21 protein-coding genes are annotated in these 21564 nt (G+C 63.0%); 17 read left to right on the top strand and 4 right to left on the bottom strand.

The features are described 5' to 3' along the window. The first annotated feature begins 207 nt into the window (after positions 1-207). Both O7A60_RS21000 and O7A60_RS20995 read left to right on the top strand, forming a co-directional pair. On the top strand, positions 208-924 hold the full coding sequence (locus O7A60_RS21000) for a helix-turn-helix domain-containing protein (RefSeq protein WP_140507935.1): 717 nt from the start codon (positions 208-210) through the stop codon (positions 922-924). Positions 925-1081: 157 nt separating this feature from the next. Further along, positions 1082-1453 carry an endonuclease domain-containing protein gene (locus O7A60_RS20995; protein ID WP_337107848.1) on the top strand — a complete coding sequence of 124 codons (372 nt, stop codon included), beginning with the start codon at positions 1082-1084 and terminating at the stop codon, positions 1451-1453. A gap of 128 nt (positions 1454-1581) precedes the next feature. Here the strand turns inward: O7A60_RS20995 and O7A60_RS20990 are convergent, their stop codons facing one another. The 4 genes from O7A60_RS20990 to O7A60_RS20975 all read right to left on the bottom strand — a co-directional run bounded on the left by O7A60_RS20990 (position 1582) and on the right by O7A60_RS20975 (position 5444). Next, positions 1582-2622, bottom strand: a complete 1041-nt coding sequence (locus O7A60_RS20990; protein ID WP_337107847.1) for a heme-dependent oxidative N-demethylase family protein — start codon at positions 2620-2622, stop codon at positions 1582-1584. A 91-nt stretch (positions 2623-2713) separates the two neighbouring features. Then, entirely contained in the window at positions 2714-3679 is a 966-nt protein-coding gene (locus O7A60_RS20985) for a PDR/VanB family oxidoreductase (RefSeq protein ID WP_337107846.1), read from the bottom strand. Next, positions 3676-4272, bottom strand: a complete 597-nt coding sequence (locus O7A60_RS20980; RefSeq protein WP_337107845.1) for a dimethylamine monooxygenase subunit DmmA family protein — start codon at positions 4270-4272, stop codon at positions 3676-3678. Before O7A60_RS20980 ends, O7A60_RS20985 begins: the two co-directional genes overlap by 4 nt. A 38-nt stretch (positions 4273-4310) precedes the next feature. Then, on the bottom strand, positions 4311-5444 hold the full coding sequence (locus O7A60_RS20975; RefSeq protein WP_337107844.1) for an aminomethyltransferase family protein: 1134 nt from the start codon (positions 5442-5444) through the stop codon (positions 4311-4313). Positions 5445-5731: 287 nt separating this feature from the next. On the opposite strand from O7A60_RS20975, the gene O7A60_RS20970 reads away from it, so the two are divergent. The 15 genes from O7A60_RS20970 (at position 5732) to O7A60_RS20900 (ending at position 21386) form a co-directional block, all read left to right on the top strand. After that, positions 5732-6019 (top strand): hypothetical protein, encoded by a 288-nt coding sequence (locus O7A60_RS20970; protein WP_337107843.1) that lies wholly within the window; start codon positions 5732-5734, stop codon positions 6017-6019. 11 nt (positions 6020-6030) lie between these two features. Beyond that, positions 6031-6408 (top strand): hypothetical protein, encoded by a 378-nt coding sequence (locus tag O7A60_RS20965; protein ID WP_023771056.1) that lies wholly within the window; start codon positions 6031-6033, stop codon positions 6406-6408. Positions 6409-6440: 32 nt separating this feature from the next. Continuing rightward, positions 6441-6602, top strand: a complete 162-nt coding sequence (locus O7A60_RS20960) for a hypothetical protein (RefSeq protein WP_027142261.1) — start codon at positions 6441-6443, stop codon at positions 6600-6602. A gap of 14 nt (positions 6603-6616) precedes the next feature. Then, positions 6617-8020: an APC family permease gene (locus tag O7A60_RS20955; RefSeq protein WP_337107842.1), complete on the top strand. Its 1404-nt coding sequence runs from the start codon at positions 6617-6619 to the stop codon at positions 8018-8020. 46 nt (positions 8021-8066) lie between these two features. Further along, on the top strand, positions 8067-8756 hold the full coding sequence (locus tag O7A60_RS20950) for a hypothetical protein (protein WP_337107841.1): 690 nt from the start codon (positions 8067-8069) through the stop codon (positions 8754-8756). After that, the gene (locus O7A60_RS20945) at positions 8753-9082 is read left to right on the top strand and encodes a hypothetical protein (RefSeq protein ID WP_337107839.1); all 330 of its coding nucleotides are present in this window, start codon (positions 8753-8755) and stop codon (positions 9080-9082) included. The genes O7A60_RS20950 and O7A60_RS20945 overlap by 4 nt, the downstream gene beginning before the upstream one ends. Positions 9083-9166: 84 nt before the next feature. Beyond that, on the top strand, positions 9167-10063 hold the full coding sequence (locus O7A60_RS20940) for a class II glutamine amidotransferase (protein ID WP_337107838.1): 897 nt from the start codon (positions 9167-9169) through the stop codon (positions 10061-10063). 4 nt (positions 10064-10067) lie between these two features. After that, positions 10068-10790 carry a GltB/FmdC/FwdC-like GXGXG domain-containing protein gene (locus O7A60_RS20935; protein ID WP_027142256.1) on the top strand — a complete coding sequence of 241 codons (723 nt, stop codon included), beginning with the start codon at positions 10068-10070 and terminating at the stop codon, positions 10788-10790. A gap of 6 nt (positions 10791-10796) precedes the next feature. Further along, a complete protein-coding gene (locus O7A60_RS20930; RefSeq protein WP_337107837.1) occupies positions 10797-12125 on the top strand; it encodes an FMN-binding glutamate synthase family protein in 1329 nt (442 codons plus the stop codon). Between the two features lie 32 nt (positions 12126-12157). Beyond that, positions 12158-13465 carry a type III glutamate--ammonia ligase gene (glnT, locus tag O7A60_RS20925; protein ID WP_027142255.1) on the top strand — a complete coding sequence of 436 codons (1308 nt, stop codon included), beginning with the start codon at positions 12158-12160 and terminating at the stop codon, positions 13463-13465. Positions 13466-13503: 38 nt separating this feature from the next. After that, positions 13504-14757, top strand: coding sequence for a sarcosine oxidase subunit beta family protein (locus O7A60_RS20920; RefSeq protein WP_027142254.1), 1254 nt, complete (start codon positions 13504-13506; stop codon positions 14755-14757). Between the two features lie 14 nt (positions 14758-14771). Further along, positions 14772-15047: a sarcosine oxidase subunit delta gene (locus O7A60_RS20915; protein ID WP_027142253.1), complete on the top strand. Its 276-nt coding sequence runs from the start codon at positions 14772-14774 to the stop codon at positions 15045-15047. 226 nt (positions 15048-15273) lie between these two features. Then, positions 15274-18255: a sarcosine oxidase subunit alpha gene (locus tag O7A60_RS20910; RefSeq protein ID WP_337107836.1), complete on the top strand. Its 2982-nt coding sequence runs from the start codon at positions 15274-15276 to the stop codon at positions 18253-18255. Then, a complete protein-coding gene (locus O7A60_RS20905; RefSeq protein ID WP_337107835.1) occupies positions 18248-18874 on the top strand; it encodes a sarcosine oxidase subunit gamma in 627 nt (208 codons plus the stop codon). Before O7A60_RS20910 ends, O7A60_RS20905 begins: the two co-directional genes overlap by 8 nt. Positions 18875-19016: 142 nt before the next feature. Further along, positions 19017-21386 carry a DUF1989 domain-containing protein gene (locus O7A60_RS20900; RefSeq protein ID WP_337107834.1) on the top strand — a complete coding sequence of 790 codons (2370 nt, stop codon included), beginning with the start codon at positions 19017-19019 and terminating at the stop codon, positions 21384-21386. Positions 21387-21564: the final 178 nt, after the last annotated feature.

Raw genomic sequence — 21564 nt, 5'->3', positions numbered from 1 at the left:
TGACAGTAATTGGCCGCTTAGTGCTGTCAACAGACATCTGCGGGAACGGCATTCGCGCACAGCGGATTCCTGGCGAAAAACCTGCGGCAGCCGCGATGGCCGCACTGCCGTGTGCGACATAAGATGACTTGCCGTTGCGGTTGCGCTCTGTATCGGCACCTGACATGTTCACCTTGAGTGAAATAAATCCTGACGATCGGGGGCGACATGGCAAAGGCAATTTCGGATACCAAGGCTCCCGCGAGCGCAAAGGCAAAGCCGTCACCGAAAGTGTCGGCGGACGGCAGGACCATCCGCGCGCCGCTGACGCAAAACCCGCACGCCATTCGCGACACCCGCGAAAAAGTGCTGGAGGTCGCGATCGGTCGCGAGGTGCGGGCGTTCCGCAAGAAGCTCGGCATCACCGTCGCGGATCTCGCGGTCGCCACCGACATTTCGCTGGGCATGCTGTCGAAGATCGAGAATGGCATCACCTCGCCGTCGCTCACCACCTTGCAGGCGCTGTCGCGGGCGCTCGGCGTTCCCGTCACCGCCTTCTTCCGCCGCTTCGAGGAGGAGCGAAGTGCTGTCTTCGTCAAGGCCGGACAAGGCCTCGATGTCGAACGCCGCGGCACGCGCGCCGGCCACCAATACAATCTGCTCGGCCATATCGGCTCGAACACCAGCGGCGTCGTCGTCGAGCCCTATCTGATCACGCTGACCGAGGATTCCGACGTGTTCCCGACCTTCCAGCACGAGGGCATGGAGTTCCTCTACATGCTCGAGGGCGAGGTCGTTTACCGGCACGGCAGCAATCTCTACCCGATGAAGCCCGGCGACAGCCTGTTCTTCGACGCCGACGCACCGCACGGACCCGAACAACTGACGAAACTGCCGATGCGCTATTTGTCGATTATCTGCTATCCGCAGAATAGTGCGGGTTGAGGTGTGGCCAATCTCCCCTTGGTCTCCTCCTGAGGGAGGTCGGCAGCCTCGCGGCGGCTCCTCTTTGGAGCGTTAGCGATCGGCGAAAGCCGAAGTGACATCCGATCTCCCCCCTTGAGGGGGAGATGTCCGGCAGGACAGAGGGGGGCGAACCGCGATGACGCATAATCTAGTATCAGCCAACAACCGCGGCAATGCGCGCAGGATGCGCAAGGTGATGACCGATGCCGAACTCAAGCTCTGGAATGAGCTCAGGGCACACAGGCTGATGGGAATGGGGTTTCGGCGCCAGATGCCTATTGCCGGCCATATAGTCGATTTTGCATGCCCGGACAAAAAGCTCATCATCGAGCTTGATGGTTCCCAGCATGGTCAAGCCGAAACGTTGGAATTCGACGCTGCAAGAACCGCCAAGTTCGAAGCGCTGGGCTGGACTGTCCTGCGTTTCTGGAACGACGACGTCATCCGCGATGTCGACAATGTCTGCCAGCATGTCGTGATTGTGGTTGGGTTGGGGGGCGCGTCGTGAGTTTCGCGGAAGCGCTGGGGTGGACTGGGGCAAGGCTGGCGCTCGACGGCGCCCCCCTCTGCCCTGCCGGGCATCTCCCCCTCTTGGGGGGAGATTGGCTGCGTGGAGAGCAGCGCCATACCAGCAATTCAATCCGGTCCAAACCCGGGGCTCGTCGCACTCCCATCATCCAGCTTCGACAGCCACTCGACAAGCGTCGACCGATACCGGGTCAGGCCTTTGTAATTGGCCAGTTCCTCGGGCAGATCGCGGATCACGCGGTGCAGGCGCCGTGCCCATTTCGGCTGCGTCACCAACTCGTCCATCTTGATCAGGTAGCAGCGGATCGGGAAGACGATGCCGTTGGAGCGCGGCAGGCGCCAGAAGCTTTGCAGTTCGACCCGCAGATGCACCTTGTCGCCGACATTCTCGGGCGTCACGGTCGTGCGGTCCGGTCCCCATTTGTGATAATTTTCGGGGCTGGTATCGAGGCGCGGATTGATGGTCATCGTCCAGTTCAGACGCCTGGCCGGTTTGCCTTGCTGGATGTTGGTGAGGAATTTTAGCGCCCTGACGAAAATCCCCTTCTCATGCGCCAGCGGCACCGGCGCGTGCCACTCGAAGAAATTCATGCCGATGTCGAAATCGAGCGACCAGTCGGCCTGGGTGGTGACCATGCCGGCATCCATCCACAGGTTGCCGTCGCGCTGGTCGAGTATGCAGAAATCGCCCTGGCTCTGGCGGGTGATGTATTCCATCGGCCCATAAGGCAAGGTCGAGGTGTCGCCGAAGGTGAAGGTGTCGTCGATGCCGAGCGGCCGGTTGATCCAGCGCCAGCGGTCGCCATCGCGCGTCAGCGTGAAATGCTCGGGATAGCCCAGCGCCTGCTGCTCCATCAAAAGTTCCAGCAGGTCCCAGCCGGCGAGCGTCATGTGCGGCAGCGACTGGCAGCGCAGCGGATCCTCGGCCAGCACCAGCGCGCGGTCCTGCATCTCGGCGACATAGTGCTCGTCGACGTCGATCAGGTTCTCCAGCACCGAGCCTTTCGGGCCGATGACATGCGGCTCGATGTTGACCGCGTACATGTAGCTGTCTTCGTGGAACGGGAACGGAAACCGCCTGATGTGCTCAGGGCTGTTCCTGAAGGTGAAGTCGTCGCGGAACGTTTCCTTGCGAAAGGTGATGCCCATGATTTCCTCCTGGAGGGGGATGCCCGCTCCATCTCTTTGTTTTAGCCGCATTTCTGCGACGCCAAGCGTACTAACTTGGCTGCAAAATGCTCTATCGCTCCAGCACCAGCGACCGGCCTTCGAAGCGCGACACGCACGGCATGATCTTCCTGCCCGAACGGTGGTCTTCCTCACTCAGCCAATGGTCGTTGTGGATGAACTTGCCGTCGCACGAGATAACGTTGGTCTCGCATTGGCCGCAAACGCCGCCACGGCAAAGATAGGGCGGATCGACGCCGGCGGCTTCGATGGCTTCGAGCAGGCTCTGCTGCTCGCCGACGCGGATGGTCTTGCCGCTGACGGCAAGCGTCACGTCGAACGGCAGACCGGGCTGCGGCGCCGCGAAATGCTCGTAGTGCACTGTCTCCGGCGGCCAGCCGAGCGCGGCAGCCCGCTCGCGCACCCAGTTGATCATGCCGGCGGGGCCGCAGACATAGAGATGCGTGCCGAGCGGCTGCGAGGACAGCATTCGGTCGAGCTCTATGCGTTCCTCGCGGTCATCGCGATAGAGTCTGACTCGACGGCCGTAGCGCTCCCGCAGCACGTCGGCATAGGTGCCGAGCGAGGCGGTGCGGCAGGTGTAGTGCAGTTCGAAATTGCCGCCCTCCCCCGCAAGTTGGGCGGTCTGGGCCATGAACGGCGTGATGCCGATGCCACCGGCCAGCATCAGGTGCTTTTTGGCCCTGAGATCGAGTGAGAACAGATTGACGGGATAGCTGATCACCATCTCCAGGCCCGGCTTGACCGACCTGTGCATGAACAGCGAGCCGCCACGACCGACATCGTCGCGGCGCACCGAGATGGTGTATTCGCGCGTGTCGAGCGGCGAGCCCATCAGCGAATAGGGATTGAGCCTTGTGCGCTCGCCATCGCGCATCTCGACCACGACATGGGCGCCGCCGGAAAAGGTCGGCAACAGCTCACCATCACGCCGGCGGAAATGGAAACGGGTGACCAGGTCGTTGACCGGCACGACATCGCTGACGACGACGTCGAGCTTGGTGGTTCCGGTGCTCATCGAAAGATCTCCTCCATGGGAGGAATTTGACTGCGATCTTCGGCATTGATGCAGACGCCCTGGAACGCGGCGAGACGCCTTGAATAGTGATCGCGTACCAACAGAAGCAGGCCGCAATGCGAGCAGGTCGCCGGCTGCGTCGTGACATTCTCGGTGATGCCCTTACAGTGCACGCACTGCATGCGCCGCGCCAGCGAGCCGCGATGCTCGGTCTGCATGGAAGTGTGGTCGATGCCGGCTTCGAGCGCCACCTGCATGGCCTGGCCGATCAGCCCTTCGGTGCCGGCGAGATAGAGGCGCAGACCCATATGCGCGTTGGTCAGCGTCTGCTTCAGACGCGGTAGCAGACTGGCGAAGGACGGCGCGATGTGCAGTTGCGCCGGCTTCAACGCTTCGAGAGCGGCAACGTATTGGCCGTCAGGACCGGGAATGAAGACGATTTCGGCCCCGTCGAAGAACCCGTCCGGAGCCCTGGCGGCCATGTCCGTTATCGCGAGCGCGCCTTCCGCATCCGCTAGGAAAAGATGATGCGTGCCGGGCTGCGGAGACAGGGTCCCGTAAGTCGGCCGGCTGATGATGGTCTTGGCTGCCATTCTGTCTTTGTGCCTCGAAACCCCTCGTCGATTATGCCTCAGCCTTTCGCCGTGCGCTTGGTCTTCTTGGGATCGTCGAACGGCAAGGGCTGCGCCGTCGCCTTGATGGAACCGCTCTTGTTACGGATTTCGAGCTTGGTGTCCTTGACCGCGCAGTCGACGTCGAGCCGGGCGATGCCCATCGATTTCTCGACCAGCGGCGAATACATGGCGCAGGTGACCACGCCGACCTTTTTGCCGTCGCGATAGATCGGAGCGCCTTCATCGGCCGGTTCCTTGCCGTCGAGCAGGACGCCGTAGATCTTGAAGCGCTCCTTGCCTTTCAGGCGATAGTGCTCTTCGGCGCCGCGGAACCCGGTCTTGCCGGGGCTGACGGTGAAGTCGAGGCCTAGTTCCCAAAGCGTATCGCCGGGGCCTTCGTTCTCGAACGGGTACTTCTGCGAATTGTCATAGGGGTAGAACAAGAGGTAGCTCTCGACGCGCAGCATATCGAGGGTGGTGAAGCGGCACGGAATGATGCCGGCGCCCTTGCCCTCGTCGAGGATCCTGTCCCAGATCGTGCCGGCATCCTGGCCACGGCAGAAGATCTCGTAGCCGCGCTCGCCGGTATAGCCGGTGCGCGAGATCATGACGGGGAAGCCGAACAGCTGCGTCTGCATGTGATGGAAATAGTTGAGGTCGCGGATGCCGGGCACGTGCTTGGCCAGATAGTCGACCGCCGCCGGCCCCTGCAGCGACAAATCGTGCAGATTGTCGTCGAAGCGCAGCGACACGTCGCGGCCCATCGCCGCCCGCTGCAGTTCCTCGTGGCCGGTGCCCGAGCCGTGCACGACCATCCAGGAATTCGGTCCCGTGCGGTAGAGGATGCAGTCGTCGGTGAACTTTCCCGCTTCGTTCAGCATGCAGGCATAGGCCGACTTGCCGGGATAGATTTTTTCGACGTCACGCGTTGTGGCGAGGTCGATGAGATGCGAGGCGTGCGGCCCTGTGATGTGCACCTTCTTCAGGCCGGAAACATCCATGAGCCCGGCCTTCGTGCGGATGGCGATATATTCCTCATCGGCATCCTTGTCGTAGGTCCAGGCGGTGCCCATACCGCTCCAGTCTTCGAGTTTCGACCCCAGGGCGCGATGGCGATCCGCCAGGGTTGAAAATCTCCAGGATGCCGTCATCCGCTCGTCCTCCGTTCGAAAATCCTGCTGTTCCCTGCTCCTTTGCCTGAGGCCGGAGCTTTGGATGGAATATTGACCGCAAACGCGGGAAGCCTGCAATCCCCTTGAAGCAAATAATTTCATTGTCAGGCAAAATTGTTCACTCGAAACGAGCGGTTAACGACACGTAAATTGGTCTTGACAAGTCCGAGATTCGGGCGGAACTTATGAAAAAAATTTCACTCTCTTGAAAGAGAGCGGCGGGCGGTGGATTCGGAACCGGACGTCGGCAAAGAAGGGGAAAACCGATGTCAGACCTGCAGCAGCGCATCGAGGCGCTGTACCGCTCCGACTTGCGCGGATCCGCGCTCCTGATCGTCTGCTTGTGGGCGACGATCCTCTTCGTCCTCTTCATGACGTGGCCATACATTCCGCAGGGCGGCATCAAGGCCGTCGTCGCCATTGCCGCCGCCGCGGTGCTCATCTTCAACACGGCAGCCATCCTGGCGATGGTCAAACACTACAAGGAAGACAAAGAGTTCATCTACGGGCTCGACATCAAGAACGCCGACGCATCCCGCCACCGCAAGTCCTGAGGGGAGAAACAATGTCCCGCTATACGCCGCCGGAGCAGAGCAAGGCCGGGCAAGTCTTCGATATCGCCGTTGTCGTGGTCGCCATCTTCGTGGCGCTGTGGCTGCCGCTGAAGCTTGGTCTTGCCGGTGCCGCGAAATCCATCGATGCGCTCGATGCCAAGACCTGGGAAGCGCTCGGGCAGAATCCGACCATGGCGTCGATCTGGGAAAAGCTCGGCTATACGCCGGAGACCGCGCACGACGTCATCCAGAACCGGTTCCACTACATCATCGACTGGCCGACGCTGATCATCATGGCGGCCGTGCTGATCGGTTATTTCGTGTTCCTGTTCCGGGCATCCGACCGCGAATATCGCGATGTCATCAACGAAAAGTTCGACGACAAATAGAGTTTGACGACGAAGAATTTGGGGACACGATCATGTGGGTGGCACTCTCTTACGCATGCTGGGGCATCTCGATCGTGCTCGCGCTTTGGATGCTCTACGACTGGTTCAAGGTCGATACGAACTACTCCGAGGACGTTCTGACCTCGTCGCGCGAAGGCGAACTTGAAGCCGTTTCCGAAAAACACCGGATCTGAGTGGGGATTGATCGATGACGGTCGCGCTTGAAAACACCACCACCACAATTCACGGCGACCGGGTATCGCTGCTTCGGGTGCTTGGCCCGGCCCATGTCTGGGCGCTCGGTGTCGGCATCGTTCTGGTCGGCGAGTTCACCGGCTGGAATTTCTCGGCCGACAAGGGCGGCGCGCTGGCGGCCCTGATCGTGTGCTGGGTCGTCGGGCTGCTCTACACCTCGGTGGCCATGATCGATTCCGAGGTGACGTCGACGGTGGCCGCCGCCGGCGGCCAATATGCGCAGGCCAAGCACATCGTCGGCCCGCTGATGGCGTTCAACGTCGCGCTGTTCCTGGTCTTTGCCTATACGATGCTGGAAGTGTCCGACGCCATCCTGCTCGGCGACACCATCGTCGCCAAGGCGGGAGTCGAAGGGCTGACCCACAATTCCTTCATCGCCGCCACCATCGTGGTTCTGGCCTGGCTCAACTATCGCGGCGTGCTGATGACGCTCAACGTCAACTTCGTCATCACGGCCATCGCCTATGTCTCGATCGTCGTCCTGTTCTTCTCGGTCAGCCCGTGGACGCAAGGCGCGGTGCTGAAGCTCAACGAACTGGTCACTCCAGGCAACGCGCTGCCCTATGGCTGGATCGGCGTGATCGCCGCCTTCCAGTTCGGCATCTGGTATTATCTCGGCATCGAAGGCACCACGCAGGCGGCCGAGGAAGTGCGCTCGCCGGCACGTTCCCTGCCCTACGGCACCATGGCCGGCATGATCACGCTTCTGATCGCCGCCGCCATGACCTGGTATGTCTGCGCCTCGCTGATGCCTTGGGAATATCTCGGCATCACCTATTATCCGCTGTGGGACGCCGGCAAGCTGACCGGCAGCCCGCTGCTGGAGAACCTTCTGTTCATAGCGACGCTGCTCGCCGCGCTTGCCTCCGCCAATGGCTGCATCAACGACGCGGCGCGCGCCTGGTTCTCGCTCGGCCGCGACCGCTATCTGCCGAGCTGGTTTTCGGCGGTGCATCCGAAATACCGCACGCCCTACCGGTCGATCCTGTTCCTGCTGCCGATCGCACTGGCCTTCGCCTTCATCGCCGATCTCAACCAGGCGATCACCTTCTCGATCCTGTCGGGCGTGCTGCAATACACTTTCATGAGCATCAACATCATGATGTTCAGGAAGAAGTGGCCGCTGGGCTCGATCCGCCGCGGCTACACGCACCCCTTCCATCCGCTGCCGGCAATCGTCCTGTTCTGCCTGTGCGTGGTGACCTTCTTCGCCATCTTCCTCGGCTTCGGCTCGCAGTTGATCGCCATGGTCGCCTTCTATTTCCTGATCTCGCTGTGGTTCCATTTCTACCGCTACAAATTCGTGCGGCGTGGCGACCAGTTCACCATGCCGTGGCCGAAACCGCAGGGCTATTGATGGGAGTAGGCCCGCCCAGGATCTGGACGGGCCTTGCACGAAAAAAATGTCCGAAGTGACATCAGCACTGCTTGCCGGGGCAATTGTCCTGGCTCTCGTCCTTCATTTTGCGTGGCTGGCACGCCGCAGCCGCGACAAGGCTTCGGCAGCGCTCGCCGCCGACGAGGCCAGCATTCGCGCCGTCGTCGCGGACGCGGCCAATGTCTCGGACGGCACCGCCGGCGTCATCACCTGGGAAGGTTCGTGGAACGGCCAACGCGTCCAGTTGCGCACCATCGTCGACACGCTGGCGACGCGGAAACTGCCGGCGCGCTGGCTTAGTGTTTCGATCACCGAGAAGGTCGCGGTGTCAGCCATTTTCGATATGATGATGCGGCCGGGCTCACCGACGACCTTCTCCAATTTCGATCATCTGGACCATACGCTGCCGAAAGCTCCGGGATTTCCAGCCGAAGCGGTGCTGCGGACGGACCGCAGAGGCACGCGTTTCCCGCAAGGCATCATCGCCGGTCATCTTGAAACCTTTGCGGATGGCCGCGCCAAGGAGCTGCTGATCACGCCAAACGGAGTGCGCATCGTGTGGCTGCTGGCCGAGGCCGAGCGGGGACGCTACGGCGTCTTCCGGCAAGCCGCGTTCGGTGATATGCGGATCGATGCGACGCTGATCGAGCGGCTGCTCGTCTCTCTCTCGAAGCTGCGGGACGCCATCAATCAAAGCGAACGGCAGGTGGCATGAGCACTTCAAACACATCGCCGGCACCCGTGAGCCCTTATCTCGTCATGGGCGCCGCAATCGTGCTGCCGGCAAGCGGTCATGTCATTCTTGGCGTACCCGTGCGCGGACTGCAGTTCCTTTTCTTCATGGTCATCCTGGCCTGGGTGACCGCCAAGATTTCGCCGCCGGATGCGAGCTTCGTCGGCCGTCATGCGGGCGGCTTTCTGATCTATGCGTTGTCGATCCTCGACGCCTACAAGATCGCTCGTATTCGTACCGCCAAATGGGCTCATAATGCCCGACCGCAGGGCGATGATACGCAGAGTGGCATTGAGCCGCATACGTAATCAGAGGAAAATTTTTTTCATCCCATTGAATTCCAGGATTTCATTCGGTACATCATCTCTAGTCACAAACGTCGGGAGGCTGACATGTGCGGAATCGTTGGACTTTTCCTGAAGGACAAGGCGCTGGAGCCGAAGCTCGGCGCTATGCTGTCGGAGATGCTGGTATCGCTCAGCGATCGCGGCCCTGACAGCGCCGGCATCGCCATCTATGGCGCGACATCAGGCAACGAGGCCAAGATCACCATCCAGTCGCCGAAGCCGGAACGCGATTTCCGCGGCCTGGACGCCGAACTCGCCGAGGCTCTCGGAGCGCCGGTGAGCATTGCGGTCAAATCGACACACGCGGTGGTCAGGACCACGCCCGACAAGGTCGACGCGGCGCGTGAAGCCCTCCAGTCGCTCAGGCCCGACATCCGCATCATGGGCGCCGGCGAAGCGGTGGAGATCTACAAGGAAGTCGGCCTGCCCGAAGCTGTCGTCGAGCGCTTCGATGTTCGCAAGATGACCGGCACGCATGGCATCGGCCACACCCGCATGGCGACGGAATCGGCGGTGACGACGATGGGCGCGCATCCCTTCTCGACGGGTGCCGACCAGTGCCTAGTGCACAATGGTTCTTTGTCCAACCACAACAATGTCCGCCGCGAACTGGTGCGCGAAGGCATGAAATTCGAGACAGAGAACGATACCGAGGTGGCGGCCGCCTACCTTTCCTCGCAAATGGCCCATGGCAAGAACCTCGGCGAGGCACTGGAAGGCACGCTCTCCGACCTCGACGGCTTCTTCACCTTCGTCGTCGGCACCAAGAACGGTTTTGGCGTGGTGCGCGATCCGATCGCCTGCAAGCCCGCCGTGATGGCCGAGACCGACCAGTATGTCGCCTTCGGCTCGGAATATCGCGCGCTGACCAAACTGCCCGGCATAGACAATGCGAAGGTCTGGGAACCGGAGCCCGCAACCGTCTATTTCTGGGAGCATTGAGTTCATGCCGGCAACCTCCAAGGCAATGCGCGACAGCCATGCGCGCGTCTTCGACCTCGACGTCCTGTCGCTGCGCGAACTCAACCAGGCGCTGCACAATCTGGCTCCCGGCTCGAACGAGACGGCGTGGGAAGTGCTCAACCCGAAAGGCAGCCATTCGGTCGCCGTCGGCGTCGACCAGCCCGTCAGCATCGATGTGCGCGGCAGCGTCGGCTATTACTGCGGCGGCATGAATTCGGGCAGCACGATCACCGTGCATGGTTCGGCCGGCCCGGGCGTTGGCGAGAACATGATGTCGGGTTCCATCGTCATCAAGGGCGACGCCAGCCAATATGCCGGCGCCACCGGCAAGGGCGGGCTGCTGGTCATCGAAGGCAATGCCTCGTCGCGCTGCGGCATCTCAATGAAGGGCATCGACATCGTCGTGCACGGCAATATCGGCCACATGTCGGCCTTCATGGCGCAGTCCGGCAATCTCGTGGTTCTGGGCGATGCCGGCGACGCGCTGGGCGATTCGATCTACGAGGCGCGGCTCTTCGTGCGCGGCAAGGTCGACAGTCTGGGCGCTGACTGCATTGCCAAGGAGTTGCGGCCCGAGCATCTGGAGTTGCTGCAGGGTCTGCTCGATCGCGCCGGCGTGACCGGCGTCAAGCCGTCGGAGTTCAAGCGCTACGGCTCGGCGCGCACGCTCTACAATTTCAATATCGACAACGCCGACGCGTATTGAGGCAGCATGACCTATCGCAACCCGCCGACGACGCCGCGCAAATCCGCGACCTTCGACGACTATACGCTTTCCGAAATCCGCCGCGCCGCGGCGACCGGCATCTACGATATCAGAGGTGCCGGCGCCAAACGCAAGCTGCCGCATTTCGATGATCTTCTGTTTCTCGGCGCCTCGATTTCGCGCTATCCGCTGGAAGGCTACCGCGAGCGCTGCGACACGTCAGTGGTGCTGGGGTCGCGGCATGCGAAGAAGCCGATCGAACTGAAGATCCCGATCACCATCGCCGGCATGAGCTTTGGCTCGCTATCCGGCCCGGCCAAGGAAGCGCTCGGGCGCGGCGCGACGCTGTCGGGCACGTCGACCACGACAGGTGATGGCGGCATGACCGAGGAAGAGCGCGGTCATTCCAAGCAACTGGTCTATCAGTACCTGCCGTCGCGCTATGGCATGAACCTGCGCGACCTGCGCCGCGCCGATGCCATCGAAGTCGTCGTCGGCCAGGGCGCCAAGCCCGGCGGCGGCGGCATGCTGCTTGGCCAGAAAATTTCCGATCGCGTCGCCGAGATGCGGACGCTGCCGAAAGGCATCGACCAGCGCTCGGCCTCGCGCCACCCCGACTGGACCGGCCCGGACGACCTTGAGATCAAGATCCTCGAATTGCGTGAAATCACCGACTGGGAAAAGCCGATCTACGTCAAGGTCGGTGGCGCCCGCCCCTATTACGACACCGCTCTTGCGGTGAAAGCCGGCGCCGACGTCGTCGTGGTCGACGGCATGCAGGGCGGCACGGCGGCGACGCAGGAAGTGTTCATCGAAAATGTCGGCCAGCCGACGCTGGCCTGTATCAGGCCGGCGGTGCAGGCGCTGCAGGATCTCGGCATGCACCGCAAGGTGCAGCTGATCGTCTCCGGCGGCATCCGCAACGGCGCCGATGTTGCCAAGGCGCTGGCGCTCGGCGTCGACGCGGTGTCGATCGGCACGGCGGCACTCGTGGCGCTCGGCGACAATGATCCCCGCTGGGAGGCGGAGTACAACGAACTCGGCACCACCTCAGGCGCCTATGACGACTGGCATGAGGGCAACGACCCTGCCGGCATCACCACGCAGGATCCGGAACTGATGAAGCGGGTCGACCCCGTGGCCGCCGGGCGCCGGCTGGCGAACTATTTGAAGGTGATGACGCTGGAGGCGCAGACCATCGCCCGCGCCTGCGGCAAGAACAGCCTGCACAATCTCGAACCCGAGGACCTCGTCGCATTGACGATCGAGGCCGCCGCAATGGCCGGCGTGCCGCTGGCCGGCACCAACTGGATACCGGGAAAGAACGGCTTCTAGAACACATCCAAAGACATAAGCGAGGAACTATAATGGGGAACGATCTCGCCGCATTCGCCAAAGAGAACGGCGTCAAATATTTCATGATTTCCTACACTGACCTGTTCAGTGGCCAGCGCGCCAAGCTGGTGCCGGCGCAGGCGATCGCCGACATGCAGAAGGACGGTGCCGGCTTCGCCGGATTTGCCACCTGGCTCGATCTGACGCCGGCGCATCCCGACATGCTGGCGGTGCCGGATCCGGACTCGGTGATCCAATTGCCATGGAAACCGGAAGTCGCCTGGGTCGCCGCCAACTGCATCATGGACGACAAGGAGGTCGGCCAGGCGCCGCGCAACACGCTGAAGCGGCTGATCGCCGAGGCAGCCGCCGACGGCATGCATGTCAAGACCGGCGTCGAGGCCGAGTTCTTCCTGATCTCGCCGGACGGCAAGGCGATCTCCGACGAATACGACACGGCTTCGAAGCCTTGCTACGACCAGCAGGCGGTGATGCGCCGCTATGATGTCATCGCCGAGATATGCGACCACATGCTGGCGCTCGGCTGGGGCGCCTACCAGAACGACCACGAGGACGCCAACGGCCAGTTCGAGATGAACTGGGCCTTCGACGACGCGTTGCCGACCGCCGACAAGCACTCCTTCTTCAAGTTCATGGTCAAGTCGATCGCGGAAAAGCATGGGCTGCGCGCCACCTTCATGCCCAAGCCGTTCCAGGGCCTGACCGGCAATGGCTGCCATGCCCATATCTCGGTGTGGGACGAGACCGGCAAGACCAATGTGTTTGCCGACAACTCGATGGAACTCGGTCTTTCCGCCAAGGGCAAGAACTTCCTCGGCGGCATCATGAAGCACGCTTCGGCGCTGGCCGCGATCACCAATCCGACGGTGAATTCCTACAAGCGCATCAACGCGCCGCGCACCATTTCGGGCGCGACCTGGGCGCCGAACACGGTGACCTGGACCGGCAACAACCGCACCCACATGGTGCGCGTGCCGGGGCCGGGCCGCTTCGAGCTGCGCCTGCCCGATGGTGCCGCCAACCCCTATCTTCTGCAGGCGGTCATCATCGCCGCCGGGCTCGACGGCATCCGCTCGAAGGCCGATCCCGGCAAGCGCTACGACATCGACATGTACCAGCTCGGCCATACCGTCACGGATGCGCCGAAACTGCCGCTCAACCTGCTCGACGCGCTGCGCGAGTTCGACCATGACAAATCGCTCAAGGCGGCGCTGGGTGAGGAATTTTCGTCGGCATACCTAAAGCTCAAGCACCAGGAATGGAATTCCTATGCTTCGCACTTCACGCAGTGGGAGCGCGACCACACGCTGGATATCTAACCTCCAACGCGTAGGGCGAGCGGCCTTGGAATGATTTTATGAAATACTCGATCTTCTCGCTCGCCCGCGCCGCTCTTTCCGGCCACAAGAACTGGCAACGCACCTGGCGCGACGCCGCGCCGAAAGATCGCTATGACGTCGTGATCATCGGCGGTGGCGGCCATGGGCTGGCCACCGCCTGGTTCCTGGCCAGCGAGTTCGGCATCAAAAATGTCGCGGTGCTGGAAAAGGGCTGGATCGGCTCCGGCAATGCCGGCCGCAACACCACCATCATTCGCTCCAATTACGGCCTCCCCGGCAATACCGGCTTCTACGAGCTGTCGATGAAGCTCTGGGAGCGGATGGAGCAGGACCTCAACTACAACGCGATGGTCAGCCAGCGCGGCGTCATCAATCTTTACCATTCCGACGCGCAGCGCGACGCCTATGCGCGGCGCGGCAACACCATGCGCATCAACGGTATCGACGCCGAACTGCTCGACCTGGCGGCGGTCAGGAAGATGATCCCGTTCCTGAATTTCGACAATGCGCGCTTTCCCGTGCAGGGCGGGCTGCTGCAACGGCGCGGCGGCACGGCGCGGCACGACGCCGTGGCCTGGGGCTACGCCCACGCTGCCAGCGAACTCGGCGTCGACATCATCCAGAACTGCGAAGTCACCGGCTTTGTCAGGGACGCCAACGGCAAGGTGACCGGCGTCGAGACGTCGCGCGGCAGGATCGGCGCCGGCAAGGTCGGCATGGCAGTAGCCGGCTCTTCGTCTCGCGTCGCGGCAATGGCCGGCCTGCGGCTGCCGATCGAAAGCCATGTGCTGCAGGCCTTCGTCTCGGAGGCGATCAAGCCTCTCATTCCCGGTGTCATGACCTTCGGCGCCGGCCATTTCTATGTCAGCCAGTCCGACAAGGGTGGGCTGGTCTTCGGCGGCGACATCGACGGCTACAATTCCTACGCCCAGCGCGGCAACATGCCTGTCATGGAAGATGTCTGCGAGGGCGGCATGGCGCTGATGCCGATGATCGGCCGCGTGCGCCTGCTGCGCCAATGGGGCGGCATCATGGACATGTCGATGGACGGTTCGCCGATCATCGACAAGACACCGGTCGACGGGCTCTACCTCAACGCCGGCTGGTGCTATGGCGGCTTCAAGGCGACACCTGGCTCAGGCTTTGTCTTCGCCCATCTGCTTGCCCGCGATGAATCGCATGAGGAGGCCGCCCGCTTCCGTCTCGACCGGTTCCGGTCTGGCGCTGTCATCGACGAAAAGGGCCAGGGCGCCCAACCGAACCTGCACTGAAGGCGGCTGGAACCATGCGCATCACCTGTCCCTTCTGCGGCGAACGCGAACTCGGCGAATTCACCTATCTCGGCGACGCCAAGCCGATGCGGCCGGCACCTGGAGCATCGGAAGATGAGGTCTACGATTACGTCTATCTGCGCGACAACATCGCCGGCGTGATGGACGAGAACTGGTATCACGGCGGCGGTTGCCGGGCCTGGCTGAAAGTCACCCGCAACACGCTGACGCACGAGATTTCGGCGGTCGAACCAGCGGCAGGTGCCGGCGCTAGGCAGGTCGCGAAATGAGGTTTCCTATCGAACTCGGCGCTGCCTCTCACCTGCCTGCCGGCATCCTCTCCCCGTATAGGGGCGGGGAGAGGGGCGCTGCCGTCGCCGGTTTCGCCAATCGCCGGCGTTGCAGGAGGAGAGCCAGCATCGCGGCCAGCCCCCTTCTCCCCGTCACAATACGGGGCGAAGTGCCCGGCAGGGCGATGAGGGGCAGCGCCGACCTTCCGATTGTGAGGCGTGCATCGTGACTTCCTTTCAATCCAATCGCCTGGCCGACGGCGGTCTCGTCGACCGTTCGGCGCCGCTGAATTTCAGTTTCGACGGCAAGAGCTTCTCCGGTTTCAAAGGCGACACGCTTGCCTCGGCATTGGTTGCCAACGGCGTCAAGCTGGTTGGCCGCTCGTTCAAGTACCATCGCCCGCGCGGCATCCTGACCGCTGGGTCGGAAGAGCCCAACGCGCTGGTCGAATTGCGCAGCGGTGCACGGCGCGAGCCGAACACCAAGGCGACGACGGCGGAGCTCTATGAAGGGCTCGATGCCGCCAGCCAGAACCGCTGGCCGTCGCTCGACTTCGACGTGATGTCGGTCAACCAGCTGTTCGCGCCGATCTTCGTCGCCGGCTTCTACTACAAGACCTTCATGTGGCCGGCGAAGTTCTGGGAAGCGATCTACGAACCGGCGATCCGCCGCGCCGCCGGCCTTGGCCGCGCCGCGGGCATCGCCGATCCAGACCATTACGACAAGGCCTGGGCGCATTGCGACGTGCTGATCGCCGGCTCTGGCCCGACTGGCCTCGCGGCCGCCCTCGCAGCAGGCCGCAGCGGCGCCCGCGTCATCCTGTGCGAAGAGGATTTTGTCCTCGGCGGCCGGCTGCTTGCCGATGGCGGCATGATCGACGGATCGCCTGCCGCCGAATGGATTGCGCGCACGCTCAGTGAGCTTGCCGCCATGCCCGATGTCCGCATCATGACGCGCACGACGCTGTTCGGCGTCTATGATGGCGGCACCTACGGCGCGATCGAGCGCGTCAACGACCACTTGCCCTCGCCGCCGGAGCACCAGGTGCGCCAGCGGCTATGGCGGATCGTGGCCAAGCGCTGCGTCGTCGCGGCGGGCGCGCTCGAACGGCCAATCGTCTTTGCCGGCAACGACACGCCGGGCGTGATGATGGCGTCCGCCATGCGCAGCTATATCGCACGTTACGCCGCGGCGCCGGCCAAGCGCATCGCGCTGTTCACCAACAATGAGGATGGCTGGCGCACGGTCGAGACGGCACTCGGCGCCGGGCTGCAGGTCGCCGCCGTGATCGACGCGCGCGCGGAAATCGCGCCCGAGCAGCGCTCGCTTGCCAGCAAGAGCGGCTTTCCCGTCCTGCATGGCACCGTCAGCGGCATCGACGGCGGCAAGAATGGCGTGCGCAAGATTTCCGTCTCGCTCACCGGCGGCGCGCGTGCCGAAGTGAAAGCTGACGGGCTCGCCGTTTCCGGCGGCTGGAACCCGGCGGTCGGGCTCACCTCCTATCATCGCGGCCGGCCGAAATGGCGCGACGACATCGCCGCCTTCGTGCCCGACGGCGCGCCGCCCGGCATGGTTGCAGCGGGTGCCGCCAACGGCGCCTTCGGACTTGGCGCCTGCCTGCGCGAAGGATTTGCGGCGGGCGCGGCGGCGGCACGTGATGCCGGACACGGCAATGGTTCAGGCTCCACGCCGGTGGCCGACGACCAAGCCTTTTCGCTCACCCCGCTGTGGCATGTCGCGGGCAAGGGCAAAGCCTTCGTCGACCAGCAGCATGATGTCACCGCATCCGATATCGAGCTGGCGCAGCGCGAAGGTTTTGAATCGGTCGAGCACCTGAAGCGCTACACCACGCTCGGTATGGCAACCGACCAGGGCAAGACCTCGAACGTCGCCGGCCTCGCCATCATGGCGGCGGTCACAGGCAAATCCATTCCCGAGACCGGCACGACAATCTACCGGCCGCCCTATGTGCCGGTCGCCATAGGCGCCTTCGCCGGCCATCATCGCGACGAGACTTTTCACGCGACGCGGCTGACGCCGTCGCATCACTGGGCCGCCGAACAGGGCGCGATCTTCGTCGACACCGGTCTGTGGAAGCGCGCGCAATGGTATCCGCGCGCCGGCGAGAAGGACTGGCTGGAATCGGTGACCCGCGAGGTCAAGGCAGTGCGCTCCGGCGTCGGCTTCTGCGATGTCTCGACGCTTGGCAAGATCGACGTGCATGGCGCCGACGCCGGCGCCTTCCTCGACCGCGTCTACATCAACACCTTCTCCAATCTTGCGGTGGGAAAAGCGCGCTACGGACTGATGCTGCGCGAGGACGGCATCGTCTACGATGACGGCACCACGTCGCGCCTGGCCGAGGACCACTATTTCCTGACCACCACCACGGCCAAGGCCGGACTGGTGATGCAGCATCTCGAATTCTGCCGGCAGGTGCTGTTCCCCGAACTCGATGTCCAGCTGACTTCGGTCTCCGACCAGTGGGCGCAATTCTCGATCGCCGGACCCAAAACCCGCGACCTGTTGAAAGAGATCGTCGATCCTTCGGAAGACCTTTCCAACGAAGGCTTCCCCTTCATGGGTGCACGCGAAGTCGCGTTGCGCGGCGGCGTCAGGGCGCGGCTGTTCCGCATCTCCTTCTCCGGCGAAATGGCGTTCGAGATTTCGGTGCCGGCGCGCTACGGCGAGGCGATGGCCCGCAATCTGATGATCGCGGGCCAGCCGTTCGGCGTGACGCCTTACGGCACCGAGGCGCTCGGCGTCATGCGCATCGAAAAAGGTCATGTCGCGGGACCGGAACTCAGCGGCACGACCACCGCGGCCGATCTCGGCCTCGGCAAGATGATGTCGACCAAGAAAGATTTCATCGGCCGCGTCATGGCCGGCCGCGAGGCGCTGGTCGCGGCGGATCGGCAGGTCGTCGTCGGCATCAAGCCGACCGACAAGACGCGACGGCTACGCTCCGGCGCGCACATCATTCCGAAGGGGCAGACACCCGGGCCTGACAATGACCAGGGCTACATCACCTCGGTCTGCTATTCGCCGACGGCAGACCAATGGATCGGGCTTGCGCTTGTCGAGCGCGGTCGCGAGCGCATCGGCGAGATCGTGCATGCGCACGATCCGCTGCGCGGCGAAGACTATGACGTCGAGATTTGCAAGCCCGTGTTCTACGATCCGGATGGAGGGCGCCAGCGTGGCTGAGTTTTCCTGGGAAATCCGCAGCCCGCTCCATCGCGCGCTGGTTTCGGGACCGTATGGCGCGCATGGCGAGACCGGCGTCACCCTGACCGAAATTCGCAATTTCGATCTCGTCCAGGTGATGGCGCGACGCGGCAAGGCGGCCGAGATGGCGAGCGCCGCTAACGCGCATTTCGGCGTAGCGGTTCCGGAAACACCGAAGACGGCTGGAGCAGCCGAAGCCATGCTCATCTGGTCGGGACCGGATCAGTTCTTCGTGCTGTCGAAAGGCGGCAGACATCAGGTGGGGTCGCTGGCTCCAGGTTTCGCGGCCTCGGCTTCGCTGTCGGACCAGTCGCATGCGCGGGTGTTGATCCGCATTTCCGGCGACAAGGCACGCGCCCTGCTCGCCAAACTGTCGTCGATCGATCTATATCCAGCGGCGTTCCCGGTCGGAACCGCGGCAGCCACCTCGATGGACCACACCAGCGTCACGCTGTGGCGCGGCAATGATGCGCGGGACGGACAGGCGGTGTTCAACGTCCTGGTGTTCGCGACGTTCGCCGAAAGCTTGTGGCATACTATGCTGGACTCGGGTGCCGAGTATGGTGTCGAGATCGGGCATTCGGAGGACTTGGCGTAGCATGGCGCGCCTGTCCTTCTCCCCTTGCGGGAGAAGGAAGAAGCGCCACCCTCCGCCTTGCCAAACTCCGCTCCGCTGCTATTCTTGCTGCTAAAATAATTTCACGCACAGGCAAACTTGTTTCTCGAACCGCAAGGCTGAGATGAGCCAGTCGCCCTACCCCGCCGTGACAGCCGGACCGCCCAGGCCAAGCCTCATCCTGAGGCCGGGCCAGATCGCGCTGCCGGCCGGCATGGAGCGCTATATCGTACAGGGCAATGGCGCGGTGCTGATCGAGGTCGAGGCCGGCGATACGATCACGGTGCGCAATGTCGAGGGCGGCCAGGCTTGCGAGTTGCTGGCCTGGGACAAGTCGGGCGTCACCGACCCCGGCATTCTTGGTGACAAATCCAATAGTAGTGCCGCCGGCATCAAGGCACTGCTCACCGAAGACGACGACAGTCTTTCGGCTGTGCGCCGCGGCCTCGAACGCCGTCAGGTTCAGCTCGACAAGGCCAAGGCTGTGCGCGTATTTGGCGGCACCACTCCGGCCGGTGCCGAGCAGGCATTCGCGATAGCGCGCGATGGTGCGATGCTGATTGCCGCACCCGGCGGGCCGATGCTGGTCGACGGCCATGACACGGCGACGCCGCTCAGCGTCATCGTGCGGCGCAACACAATCCGCCTGAAAACAGAATCCCGGCTTGCCGATCCACTGGCCGATCCGGTGCTCGATCTGCGCGTCCATTCGGCGACGGCGGAGTCCTATTTCGTCAAGGCGGGCGACTATCTGCAGATCATCGATGTCGACGGGCGCCAGTGCACCGACTTCCAGTGTTTTTCGGCGCGCAAGCTGGACAAGGGGCTCGACCATCCGCTCGACGTCACGACGACGCGCACGCTGATGGGCGCGAGCTATCCGATGCCCGGCCTGCATTCGAAATACTACGACCAGGACATGGAGCCGCTGGTCGAGGTGGTGCAGGACACGTGCGGCCGGCACGACGCCTTCGCGCTCGCCTGTGCGGCGAAATATTACGACGACATCGGCTATCCCGGCCACACCAACTGCTCGGAGAATTTCAACCGCGCGCTCACCGGCAAGGGCGTCAATCCCCGCGCCGGCTGGATGGCGATCAACTTCTTCTTCAACACGGCGATCGACGCTCATGGCGTCATGGTGTCGGACGAGCCATGGTCGCGAGCCGGCGACTATGTTCTGCTCAGGGCGCTCACCGACATCGTCTGCGTCTCCTCCGCCTGTCCTGACGACACGACGCCGGCCAATGGCTGGGACCTGACCGATATCCATGTGCGGACCTATTCCGGCCAGCATAAATTCTCGCGAGCGATCGCCAGACGCATGACGCCCGATTCGGAACCCAAAATGACCCGCGAGACAGCTTTTCATTCGAGCTTTGCCAAACACACGCGCGACTTCGTCGAGTACAGGGGCTATTGGCTGGCCAACTCGTTCGCCAAAGAAGGGCCTATCGCCGAATACTGGGCCTGCCGGCAGGATGCGGTGATCATGGACCTGTCGCCGCTTCGCAAATTCGAGGTCACCGGTCCGGATGCCGAAGCGCTGCTGCAATACACGCTGACGCGTGACGTCAAGAAGCTCGGCGTCGGCCAAGTCGTCTACTCCGCCATGTGCTACGAGCATGGCGGCATGATCGACGACGGCACGCTGCTCAGGCTCGGCAAGGACAATTTCCGCTGGATCGGCGGCGACGATCTCTCTGGCGAATGGCTGCGCGAGACGGCGACAAAGCTCGGCCTCAACGTGTTGGTGCGCTCGTCCACCGACCAGATGCACAACATCGCCGTACAAGGGCCAAAGAGCCGCGACATCCTGAAACAGGTGATCTGGACCTCCCCGCTGCAGCCCTCGATCGAGGAACTCGAATGGTTCCGCTTCGCGGTCGCCAGGATCGGCGGCGGCAATGGCATTCCCATCGTCGTCTCGCGCACCGGCTATACCGGCGAACTCGGCTACGAGATCTGGTGCCATCCGCGCGACGCCGAAAAGGTGTTCGACGCCATCTGGGAAGCCGGCCAGCCGCATGGGCTGAAGCCGATGGGACTGCAGGCGCTCGACATGGTGCGCATCGAGGCCGGGCTCATCTTCGCCGGTTACGAGTTTTCCGACCAGACCGATCCGTTCGAGGCGGGCATCGGCTTTACCGTGCCGCTGAAGACCAAGACCGACGATTTCATCGGCCGCGAGGCGCTGATCCGGCGCAAGGACCATCCTCAGACGAAGCTAGTCGGCCTCGACATAGACAGCAATGTCGCCGTCGGCCATGGCGACTGCGTCCATATCGGCCGCGCCCAGATCGGCGTCGTCACGTCGGGCATGCGCTCGCCGGTGCTGAACAAAAACATCGCGCTGGCGCGGCTCGACATCACCCACGCGGCAATCGGCACGGAGGTCGAGATCGGCAAGCTCGATGGTCATGCCAAGCGGCTGCCGGCCCGGGTCGTCGCCTTTGCCCACTACGATCCGCAAAAGACCAAACCACGTTCGTAGGGCGGCAACCCTTGCCTTCTCCCCTTGTGGGAGAAGGTGGATCGGCGCGCAGCGCCGAGACGGATGAGGGGTGTTCCAGGGAACGCCAACGCCTCACTTCGCTGGAACACCCCTTGTATCTGCACGGAGGAAACTTTGTGCGAGAAGAGCGACTGAGCCTCGAACCGGATGGCCATCC

It is taken from the genome of Mesorhizobium salmacidum (SeqCode) (assembly GCF_037179605.1).
In the GTDB taxonomy this organism is placed as follows: domain Bacteria; phylum Pseudomonadota; class Alphaproteobacteria; order Rhizobiales; family Rhizobiaceae; genus Mesorhizobium; species Mesorhizobium salmacidum.
Note: the sequence above shows the minus strand (reverse complement) of the source record. Positions and strands in the feature narration are given on the sequence as shown.

Bases quoted from the DNA above. Each gene is read 5' to 3' on its own strand.
- O7A60_RS21000 (WP_140507935.1), top strand. From the start codon at position 208: ATGGCAAAGGCAATTTCGGATACCAAGGCTCCCGCGAGCGCAAAGGCA.
- O7A60_RS20995 (WP_337107848.1), top strand. From the start codon at position 1,082: ATGACGCATAATCTAGTATCAGCCAACAACCGCGGCAATGCGCGCAGG.
- O7A60_RS20990 (WP_337107847.1), bottom strand. From the start codon at position 2,622: ATGGGCATCACCTTTCGCAAGGAAACGTTCCGCGACGACTTCACCTTC.
- O7A60_RS20985 (WP_337107846.1), bottom strand. From the start codon at position 3,679: ATGAGCACCGGAACCACCAAGCTCGACGTCGTCGTCAGCGATGTCGTG.
- O7A60_RS20980 (WP_337107845.1), bottom strand. From the start codon at position 4,272: ATGGCAGCCAAGACCATCATCAGCCGGCCGACTTACGGGACCCTGTCT.
- O7A60_RS20975 (WP_337107844.1), bottom strand. From the start codon at position 5,444: ATGACGGCATCCTGGAGATTTTCAACCCTGGCGGATCGCCATCGCGCC.
- O7A60_RS20970 (WP_337107843.1), top strand. From the start codon at position 5,732: ATGTCAGACCTGCAGCAGCGCATCGAGGCGCTGTACCGCTCCGACTTG.
- O7A60_RS20965 (WP_023771056.1), top strand. From the start codon at position 6,031: ATGTCCCGCTATACGCCGCCGGAGCAGAGCAAGGCCGGGCAAGTCTTC.
- O7A60_RS20960 (WP_027142261.1), top strand. From the start codon at position 6,441: ATGTGGGTGGCACTCTCTTACGCATGCTGGGGCATCTCGATCGTGCTC.
- O7A60_RS20955 (WP_337107842.1), top strand. From the start codon at position 6,617: ATGACGGTCGCGCTTGAAAACACCACCACCACAATTCACGGCGACCGG.
- O7A60_RS20950 (WP_337107841.1), top strand. From the start codon at position 8,067: ATGTCCGAAGTGACATCAGCACTGCTTGCCGGGGCAATTGTCCTGGCT.
- O7A60_RS20945 (WP_337107839.1), top strand. From the start codon at position 8,753: ATGAGCACTTCAAACACATCGCCGGCACCCGTGAGCCCTTATCTCGTC.
- O7A60_RS20940 (WP_337107838.1), top strand. From the start codon at position 9,167: ATGTGCGGAATCGTTGGACTTTTCCTGAAGGACAAGGCGCTGGAGCCG.
- O7A60_RS20935 (WP_027142256.1), top strand. From the start codon at position 10,068: ATGCCGGCAACCTCCAAGGCAATGCGCGACAGCCATGCGCGCGTCTTC.
- O7A60_RS20930 (WP_337107837.1), top strand. From the start codon at position 10,797: ATGACCTATCGCAACCCGCCGACGACGCCGCGCAAATCCGCGACCTTC.
- glnT (WP_027142255.1), top strand. From the start codon at position 12,158: ATGGGGAACGATCTCGCCGCATTCGCCAAAGAGAACGGCGTCAAATAT.
- O7A60_RS20920 (WP_027142254.1), top strand. From the start codon at position 13,504: ATGAAATACTCGATCTTCTCGCTCGCCCGCGCCGCTCTTTCCGGCCAC.
- O7A60_RS20915 (WP_027142253.1), top strand. From the start codon at position 14,772: ATGCGCATCACCTGTCCCTTCTGCGGCGAACGCGAACTCGGCGAATTC.
- O7A60_RS20900 (WP_337107834.1), top strand. From the start codon at position 19,017: ATGAGCCAGTCGCCCTACCCCGCCGTGACAGCCGGACCGCCCAGGCCA.